Annotated in this window: 7 protein-coding genes and 2 rRNA genes; 3 read left to right on the top strand and 6 right to left on the bottom strand. The window is 37.1% G+C overall.

The features are described 5' to 3' along the window. The 3 genes from BM383_RS09485 to BM383_RS09475 form a co-directional block, all read left to right on the top strand. Nucleotides 1-315: ribosomal RNA gene (locus tag BM383_RS09485) — 23S ribosomal RNA — on the top strand; the annotation flags it as partial. Between the two features lie 119 nt (nucleotides 316-434). After that, nucleotides 435-544: ribosomal RNA gene (gene rrf, locus BM383_RS09480) — 5S ribosomal RNA — on the top strand. A 110-nt stretch (nucleotides 545-654) separates the two neighbouring features. Next, a complete protein-coding gene (locus BM383_RS09475) occupies nucleotides 655-1,278 on the top strand; it encodes a copper homeostasis protein CutC (RefSeq protein ID WP_093024888.1) in 624 nt (207 codons plus the stop codon). 81 nt (nucleotides 1,279-1,359) lie between these two features. Here the strand turns inward: BM383_RS09475 and groL are convergent, their stop codons facing one another. The 6 genes from groL to BM383_RS09445 form a co-directional block, all read right to left on the bottom strand. Continuing rightward, nucleotides 1,360-2,988: a chaperonin GroEL gene (gene groL, locus BM383_RS09470; RefSeq protein ID WP_093024887.1), complete on the bottom strand. Its 1,629-nt coding sequence runs from the start codon at nucleotides 2,986-2,988 to the stop codon at nucleotides 1,360-1,362. Nucleotides 2,989-3,009: 21 nt separating this feature from the next. Then, complete coding sequence (locus BM383_RS09465) at nucleotides 3,010-3,288, bottom strand: co-chaperone GroES (protein ID WP_093024886.1); 279 nt, start codon at nucleotides 3,286-3,288, stop codon at nucleotides 3,010-3,012. A gap of 149 nt (nucleotides 3,289-3,437) precedes the next feature. Next, the gene (secG, locus tag BM383_RS09460; protein ID WP_093024885.1) at nucleotides 3,438-3,773 is read right to left on the bottom strand and encodes a preprotein translocase subunit SecG; all 336 of its coding nucleotides are present in this window, start codon (nucleotides 3,771-3,773) and stop codon (nucleotides 3,438-3,440) included. Nucleotides 3,774-3,779: 6 nt separating this feature from the next. Beyond that, nucleotides 3,780-4,661, bottom strand: coding sequence for a tetratricopeptide repeat protein (locus tag BM383_RS09455; protein WP_093024884.1), 882 nt, complete (start codon nucleotides 4,659-4,661; stop codon nucleotides 3,780-3,782). Nucleotides 4,662-4,666: 5 nt separating this feature from the next. Further along, on the bottom strand, nucleotides 4,667-5,170 hold the full coding sequence (locus BM383_RS09450; RefSeq protein ID WP_093024883.1) for an LptE family protein: 504 nt from the start codon (nucleotides 5,168-5,170) through the stop codon (nucleotides 4,667-4,669). 3 nt (nucleotides 5,171-5,173) lie between these two features. Next, nucleotides 5,174-6,457, bottom strand: coding sequence for a sigma-54 interaction domain-containing protein (locus BM383_RS09445; RefSeq protein ID WP_093024882.1), 1,284 nt, complete (start codon nucleotides 6,455-6,457; stop codon nucleotides 5,174-5,176). Between the last annotated feature and the right edge of the window lie 114 nt (nucleotides 6,458-6,571).

The raw sequence follows: 6,571 nt of genomic DNA, 5'->3' as shown, positions 1-6,571 counted from the left end.
CACGCGAGCTGGGTTCAGAACGTCGTGAGACAGTTCGGTCTCTATCTACTGTGGGCGTTAGAAATTTGCGTGGCTCTGACTCTAGTACGAGAGGACCGAGTTGGACCAACCTCTGGTGTATCTGTTGTTCTGCCAAGAGCATTGCAGAGTAGCTATGTTGGGATGGGATAAGCGCTGAAAGCATATAAGCGCGAAACCCGCCACAAGATGAGATTTCTTTAAAGGGTCGTGGGAGATGACCACGTTGATAGGCTATAGGTGTAAAGGCAGTAATGTCATAGCCGAGTAGTACTAATTACCCGTAGGCTTATGTACATCGCTTGCCCCTTTTTTAAGGGGTAGCACACTCTTTAGGATTTAAGGATCGAATATATAAGAATATCTTTTTATCTCAGTATGTTACAATATTAGATTTATGTAAATGACCAAAGATTTAAGGTGGTTATAGCAATGGGGCTCACCTCTTACCATTCCGAACAGAGTAGTTAAGCCCATTAGCGCAGATGGTACTGCCATCCGGTGGGAGAGTATGTCGCCGCCTTTTTTAAAACTCCTCAGTCTATTTTTAGATTGAGGAGTTTTTTTGTTTAGATACCTTATGAAGAAGCGTATGTTTTTTTATATTACCTATATAATAATTAAACTATACACTTTATGATCAAAGAAGCCTGTGTAGAAACCTTACAACAAGCCATCAACGCTCAACGAAATGATGTAAACAGAATTGAATTGTGTGGTAGGTTGGATTTGGATGGATTGACTCCGGATATTGCCGTTGCAAAAGAAGTAGTCCATAAACTTGACATCCCAATACATGTAATGATTAGGCCTAGAGGTGGAGATTTTGTGTATACCCTTGATGAAATTCTGGAAATGGAAACCGAAATTGAGCAATTCAAATCGATGGGAATTGACGGTGTTGTTTTGGGTGTATTGACCAAGGATGGTGAAATTGATACAGAGAATTTAGAACGTTTGGTAGCGGTTGCCAAACCTTTGAATGTGGTATTTCATAAAGCGTTTGATGAATTAAGCGATTTAAAAACTGGTCTCCAACAACTGATGAATATTGATGGAATAACACATGTTCTAACATCAGGCGGATGTGCTACTGCGAGCGAGGGGAGTGAAATATTAAAAGACTTAGTTAAAATTGCTGATGGGAAAATTCAAATTATTTCAGCAGGGAAAATAACCGATCGAAATATAAACGAGCTACATACTTTAATAGATGGCGAAGCTTACCATGGGAAATTAATTGTAGGTAGTTTGGAATAATGAAGCAATTCATTTTAGGCAATCATAAAAAAATCCCGTTCTGATCAGAACGGGATTTTTTTATATCCAAAGAATTAGATTTTACATCATACCTGGCATACCACCACCCATAGGAGGGGCAGCTGGAGTGTCTTCTTTAATGTCAGTTAAGGAACATTCCGTAGTTAAGATCATTCCAGAAACAGAGGCTGCGTTTTCAAGAGCAACTCTGGTAACTTTCTTAGGGTCGATAATTCCTGCAGAAAGCATGTCTACGTATTCACCAGATTTGGCATCGTAACCAAAATCTTTCTCACCTTCAACAACTTTTGCGATAACCACAGAGCCTTCACCACCTGCATTCTCAACAATCGTTCTTAAAGGAGACTCAATAGCTCTATTAACAATTTGAACTCCTGTTGCCTCGTCTGGATTTGCTGGTTCAACGCTTGCTAAAGCACTTTTTGCTCTCACAAGGGCAACACCACCACCAGCAACAATTCCTTCTTCTACAGCGGCTCTAGTTGCATGCAATGCATCGTCAACTCTGTCTTTCTTCTCTTTCATTTCAACTTCAGAAGCTGCACCAACATAAAGAACCGCAACACCACCAGCTAATTTAGCCAAGCGTTCTTGAAGTTTTTCTTTATCGTATTCTGAAGTGGTTGTTTCGATTTGAGATTTAATTTGATTAACTCTAGCTTTTATGTTTTCGGCATCACCGTTACCATTCACAATGGTTGTATTGTCTTTATCAATTGTGATGTTTTCAGCGGTGCCTAACATATCTAAGGAAGCATTCTCTAACGAAAATCCTCTTTCTTCTGAAATCACAGTTCCGCCTGTAAGGATTGCGATATCCTCTAACATTGCTTTTCTTCTATCTCCAAAACCTGGAGCTTTTACAGCAGCAATCTTTAAACCACCTCTTAATTTGTTAACCACTAAAGTAGCTAGTGCTTGACCATCTACGTCTTCAGCAATAATTAAAAGTGGGCGCCCAGACTGAGCTACTGGCTCTAGAATAGGAAGGATTTCTTGTAAGTTAGAAATCTTCTTATCGAAAAGTAAGATATAAGGGTTGTCTAATTCTGCAACCATTTTATCAGTATCTGTAACGAAATAAGGAGAAAGATATCCTCTGTCAAATTGCATACCTTCTACCACATCTACATACGTATCGGTACCTTTCGCTTCTTCAACCGTGATAACACCTTCTTTTCCTACTTTGTTGAAAGCAGTAGCAATTAATTCACCAATAGTTTCATCGTTATTTGCAGAGATAGCTGCAACTTGCTTAATCTTGTCTGAACTATCACCAACTTCTTGAGCTTGTTTTTGAAGATCTGCAACAATTGCTTCGACCGCTTTATCAATACCTCTTTTCAAATCCATTGGATTTGCACCGGCAGCAACGTTTTTCAAACCTTCTTTTACGATGGCTTGTGCTAAAACAGTAGCGGTAGTAGTACCGTCACCTGCAAGATCATTAGTTTTAGAGGCAACTTCTTTTACCATTTGTGCTCCCATATTTTCAAGAGCATCTTCTAATTCTATTTCTTTTGCAACAGAAACACCATCTTTTGTAACGTGTGGTGCTCCAAATGATTTACTGATGATCACATTACGACCTTTAGGTCCTAAGGTAACTTTTACAGCATTTGCCAAAGCGTCTACACCTCTTCTTAGTCCGTCTCTAGCTTCAATATCAAATTTAATTTCTTTTGCCATTGTTTGTTCTTTTTAAGATTTTTAAATAATTGCTAAAATGTCACTTTCACGCATCATTAAGTAATCTGTACCGTCAAATTTCAATTCAGTTCCGGCATATTTACCATACAAAACTGTGTCACCAACTTGTACCGTTATTGGCTCATCTTTGGTTCCAGGACCTACGGCAACAACAGTTCCTTTTTGTGGTTTTTCTTTTGCTGTATCAGGAATAATGATACCTGAAGCAGTGGTAGTTTCAGCCGCAGCAGGTTCAACAAGAACTCTGTCTGCAAGTGGTTTAATGTTCACGTTAGCCATTTTTTATACTTTTTATTTAAATTTTTAATGATTTATTGCTCCAAATTAGGCAGAAATTATGCCATGCTAATGGAAGCTGTCAAACAACAAAAAAAAATGCCAGCTTGTCATAAGCTGGCATTTTCAATATATATAAGTTTTCTTTCTACTTATAAACTGTCAGATGCGTTACCTGCATCAGGTAAATCTGGAGCAGCTTGCTCTGTAGAAGGAGTGGTGTCTCTGTTTTGCAGAATTTTTGCATCATCACCAGAGGTGTGAATGGTAGCGTTAGTTAGTAAAATTAAAACTACTAATATAGATGCTAAAGTCCATGTACTTTTTTCTAGGAAATCTCCAGTCTTCTTTACTCCACCAATAGTGTTTGCACTACCGCCAAAAGTTGAAGATAATCCGCCTCCTTTTGGGTTTTGAACCATAACTACTAGTACTAATAGGAAACACACTACTAAAATTCCTATGATAAATAATGTATAAGTGCTCATTTTGAATTAATTATTTTGTTGTAATTTTTTTATTGCGCTAATTTGGTCTGCAAATAAACTACTTTTTTCCGGATATTTCAAAATTAAAATTTGATATGCTTGAATTGCTTTTTTATACTTCTTTTGTTCTAGATATACCCGAGCTAAAGTTTCTGTCATTAATTGATTTTTTTCGCTTGTAGCTTCTTTTGCCAAATTTTTATTGTTGATAATTTCTTTTGACGGTACAATCTTGGGTGACTTTTCTAGGAATCTATCTATTAAATCAAAGTTTGGGCTTCTGTTGATTTCAGAAGATTCCTCTTCGGTTAAATTGTTTTCAGTTTCTGGCTCCGAAACTTCACGGGAAATAGGTTGATGTTTTGAAAGTTGTAACCACTCCGAAAAGGAATGACGTTCATTATTAAAATCTAGTGGTTTTCCTATTTTTAAGACAGTTTCCGATGCTAGATTTTCATCTTTTTCCTTTCTGTGTTGTTCTTCATTCTTCTTTTTGGGCTGAAATATTTCAGGATCCATTACACTATTGGAGCTCTTGTAGTCATCTTCATTAAAAACATCTTTTATGGCTCTTACTTCTTCTGCAATAACAGAAATATCATTTAATTTAGATTGATGCTTAGCAATTTTTTGAGATGCTTTATTTTGATGAAATACTTTTGAATTGATAAAATCAAAAAGTAGACTTCTATCTGTGGTATACGCGGCCGTAATTTTTAAGCTTTTATTATAATGAAAGCTATCTTGATTAAATAATCCTTTAAGCTGCAGTGCTCTTGCTGCTTGAAAATATGGATATTCTTTTACAAAAGCATTTAAGGCAGCAGTATCTTCAGAAGTAATGGCTTCTGGATGCTGTAGCAAATAAGTAACTTTTGTAATATTCATAATAGTTACCAGTTAGATAGAGATGCGTTTGTAATATCTTGTGTGATACGCTCCAAAATTTCGTCGTATGCAGTTTCTTTTATAGAGTTTAGTTGAGTTGCAGCTGGGTAATCGTAATAAAAAGAAAATGTTCTTTCAAAGTCTTTTTCGCTGTCACGTGTGTCTGTGAAACGCACTTTAACTCCAATAGTAAGGCGGTTTTGGGCTGCCGTTTGACTAGCTGTTGCACTCATTGGAGAAATGCTATACTGTGTGATTTCACCTTCGTAGATAAGTTCTGCATTCTTGGTAAATAGCTCTAGGTTTGTAGTGTTTACAATATAATCTTGAAGAGCATTTCTAAAACGGTTATCAAGTCCGGGATCTACAATAGGTGCATTATTAGGAAAAAAGTTTACTTGAAAACTTTTGGCAGTTGTAGTAATTCCTGTGAATCCATAATATTTACAGCTCACGGTTGTAAGGATAATGCAGGTAATTACAATGGTCTTTTTTAAAATACTACTCATGAGTTATAGGTCGTATTGTTTTATTTTTCTATAAAGGGTACGTTCAGAAATACCTAGTTCTGCAGCAGCGGCTTTTCGTTTTCCGCTATTGCGTTCCAACGCTTTTTTAATTAGTTCCAGTTCTTTGTCTTGTAACGAAAGTGTTTCTTCTTCTTCTATTTCTTCAGCAAAATGATATTTGTCTTCGGCCGAAGTTGGTATCCTTGCCGGAGCATGCGCTTGTTCGGTATGTGAAGGTAATTGCACATACTCATAAGCATCGGAAATGTCTTCGTTATCGTATGCTGCATCTTCTTCTGGATCGCCATAAATTTTATCGATAAGCGACTGATTTTCTTCCTGAACTTTTTCGCTATTGCCGTTTTGCATCAACTCCATGGTTAACTTTTTCAGGTCATTGATATCACCACGCATGTCGAACAAAATTTTATAGAGAATTTCTCTTTCGTTGCTGAAATCGCTTTCAGATTTCTTTCCTCCTACAACAGCCGGTAAATTGCTGGATGCGTCCGGTAAATAAGAACGAAGCGTTTCTGCATTGATATGTCTTTCTTGTTCTAAAACAGAAATTTGCTCCGCAATGTTTCTCAACTGACGGATATTTCCACTCCAACGATATTTTAACAACAACTGTACCGCATTATCATCTAACCGAATGGTAGGCATTTTGTATTTCTGAGCAAAATCTGAAGCAAATTTTCTAAACAATAGATGAATATCATCTGCTCTATCTCGCAATGGAGGTAAATGAATTTCTACAGTGCTTAAACGATAATAAAGGTCTTCGCGGAAGTTTCCTTTATCAATAGCATCAAACATTTTTACATTGGTAGCCGCAACAATACGTACATCTGTTTTTTGAACTTTGGAAGAACCTACTTTGATGAATTCTCCATTTTCTAACACACGAAGCAAACGAACTTGAGTGGTTAATGGTAATTCACCAACTTCATCAAGAAAAATGGTTCCGCCGTTGGCCTCTTCAAAATATCCACTTCGGGTTTGAGTAGCGCCGGTAAATGCTCCTTTTTCGTGACCGAATAATTCTGAATCTATAGTTCCTTCGGGAATTGCACCACAGTTAACCGCAATGAATTTTCCATGCTTTCTATGAGATAGCGAATGTACTATTTTTGGAATAGCTTCTTTACCCACACCACTTTCTCCGGTAACCAAAACCGAAATATCCGTAGGAGCCACTTGAATGGCTTTTTCCAAAGCTCGGTTTAGTTTTACATCGTTCCCAATAATTCCGAATCGTTGCTTAATTGCCTGAACTGATTCCATAATCCCCTTAATCCCCAAAGGGGAAGTTTAGAATCCCAGATCGAAAAAATAGAAACTGGGAGTAATTATACAATTTATCTAATATCCATTCCATGTTTTACTATTTATTCCCTT

This window comes from Pustulibacterium marinum, assembly GCF_900116665.1.
In the GTDB taxonomy this organism is placed as follows: Bacteria; Bacteroidota; Bacteroidia; order Flavobacteriales; family Flavobacteriaceae; genus Pustulibacterium; species Pustulibacterium marinum.
This window is presented reverse-complemented; position numbering and strand designations above follow the sequence as displayed.

Excerpts from the sequence above, each read along its gene's own strand:
- BM383_RS09475 (WP_093024888.1), top strand. The coding sequence starts at position 655 with ATGATCAAAGAAGCCTGTGTAGAAACCTTACAACAAGCCATCAACGCT.
- groL (WP_093024887.1), bottom strand. The coding sequence starts at position 2,988 with ATGGCAAAAGAAATTAAATTTGATATTGAAGCTAGAGACGGACTAAGA.
- BM383_RS09465 (WP_093024886.1), bottom strand. The coding sequence starts at position 3,288 with ATGGCTAACGTGAACATTAAACCACTTGCAGACAGAGTTCTTGTTGAA.
- secG (WP_093024885.1), bottom strand. The coding sequence starts at position 3,773 with ATGAGCACTTATACATTATTTATCATAGGAATTTTAGTAGTGTGTTTC.
- BM383_RS09455 (WP_093024884.1), bottom strand. The coding sequence starts at position 4,661 with ATGAATATTACAAAAGTTACTTATTTGCTACAGCATCCAGAAGCCATT.
- BM383_RS09450 (WP_093024883.1), bottom strand. The coding sequence starts at position 5,170 with ATGAGTAGTATTTTAAAAAAGACCATTGTAATTACCTGCATTATCCTT.
- BM383_RS09445 (WP_093024882.1), bottom strand. The coding sequence starts at position 6,457 with ATGGAATCAGTTCAGGCAATTAAGCAACGATTCGGAATTATTGGGAAC.